The sequence below is a fragment of the Mesorhizobium sp. M7A.F.Ca.US.006.04.2.1 genome, assembly GCF_004022915.1.
Taxonomy (GTDB): Bacteria; Pseudomonadota; Alphaproteobacteria; order Rhizobiales; family Rhizobiaceae; genus Mesorhizobium; species Mesorhizobium ciceri.
On record NZ_RZQA01001120.1, the window covers coordinates 1 to 1,667 of the forward strand.

1 protein-coding gene and 1 pseudogene are annotated in these 1,667 nt (G+C 57.3%); one reads left to right on the forward strand and one right to left on the reverse strand.

Going from position 1 to position 1,667, the window contains the following annotated elements; genetic code table 11:
• Positions 1 to 250, reverse strand: a pseudogene (locus tag EN925_RS40315) (serine hydrolase); the annotation flags it as partial.
• A gap of 476 nt (positions 251 to 726) precedes the next feature.
• Here EN925_RS40315 and EN925_RS34930 point away from each other — a divergent pair.
• Positions 727 to 957 (forward strand): hypothetical protein, encoded by a 231-nt coding sequence (locus EN925_RS34930; protein ID WP_245460986.1) that lies wholly within the window; start codon positions 727 to 729, stop codon positions 955 to 957.
• Positions 958 to 1,667 lie beyond the last annotated feature (710 nt).

Below are 1,667 nucleotides of genomic sequence, written 5' to 3' on the forward strand. Positions count from 1 at the left end.
TGAGTACGCTCTGTAGAAGCGCAACCCTACGATCAAGAACGTTGCTTCGTGTTTGCTGAAAGACCGGACCGACGGGTTGACGCTTGTCGCTGATGCTGAAGTTGCTGACCCATTCGCTCGACCCGGAATAATCGTCAGGTGCTCCGCATTTCAGGGGATTCGCTGCGCTAACTTCATCCGGGCTTTCAAAAGCGAAGGCCGGACCGGAAGGCAAGAGGGCCAGGAGCGCAATGCCAAGCCAACCGCCCATCCCCGGCCTGAAACAACCGCCTATCATTTGGCGACTTCACCGCATGCGTCGACTGCATCGGTCTTCGACATGCATCCTCCGATCTTCGGCGAATGTCAGTTCGCCTCCTTAACCGACATTCTCGTCTACGAGCACCTTTTCCATATCATCCAAAGAGTGGATGACGGAAGGTGAACTCGATTCTGATCTGGCGAATCTTTGTCAGAAACGCCGCTATCGCCGCGGCAGCCTGCAACTTCAGCGCCGAGAGCTTCCGCTTGTCCGACGTGAACTCGGAGCGAGCCATGTTTACGAGCTCGTATCGGCGAGAAACAGTCCTTTCCGGCGAATGGTTGAGCCGTGCGGTCTCCGATTGGAGCTGACCCTGACATGCGGAATTCCGATCCCCTGTCAAGGGGTGCGCTTACGCACCTTCGGCGACCAGCGCGCATTTGCAGCCAAGTGGAGTCACTTGGCGTCGCGAAAGTGCGGCTGTGTTGAACGATGCCGGCCTGTCTGACTTCGCCGAGCTGCGCAAGGCGATCACACGACGGCAGCACGACCTCTACTTTGTCGCCTTCGACCTGCTGCACCTCAACGGTCATGACCTGCGCGACATGGCACTGGAGAAACGGCGTGAGATCCTTGAAAGCGTGATCCCCGCCAACATCCGCATCCAATTCAGCCAGGCGCTGCCCAGCGAGGCCAATCCATCACCTGATCGATGAAGCCGGTCTGGAGGGGCTGGCATCAAAGCCACGCCTGATCGGCGCCAAAAGGCATGAAGCGTGAAGCATGTGCGTGGCGAGGCAGACTCTTGCCATGCATGGCTGCAGGACTTTCGGGAAGAATGAGCAAGCGGGGAAGCGATTTTCTCTCCCATTGGATATCGGATGGTGATCGATATGGCTGTGGACGCAAAACGGGCAGCGCGAGCCAGGGCATTCCGGGCCAAGAGATCGATGAAGAGATCGGCCCGATCTTCGAAGACATCATGCAGGGTTGCGGGGCGCCACGCTTCGCCGCTGCGAGGAGGACTAATGCTCGGCAGCCGAGGGTTCGACAAGGTGTTGCTAATATGCAGCAGCGGCGGCATCTCTGACGGCCACCGCCTGGAACCGCTTCTCACGGCTGGCTGTAGACGTCAAAATGAGAACGAAAATCGGGAGGTGACGAAGATGGATAAGCGAGAAAACAGGATCATTGAGACGTGTTGCCTTATAGCCGTTCCGGTATCGATGGCTCTCACTATGGTACTTGCTCAACTGATCCTTGGCTGAACCCAAGGCACCGACCAGGCAAGACATGAGCCGTATTACGCGACCGCTAAACCGGCAGGCGATCTGGCAACGCTAGCTATCGTTGCTCAGGTGGTTTCAGGATTACCTGAACATCGCGGGCAAAATCTACTACGAAACCCACTTGCTCCGCTGATGCG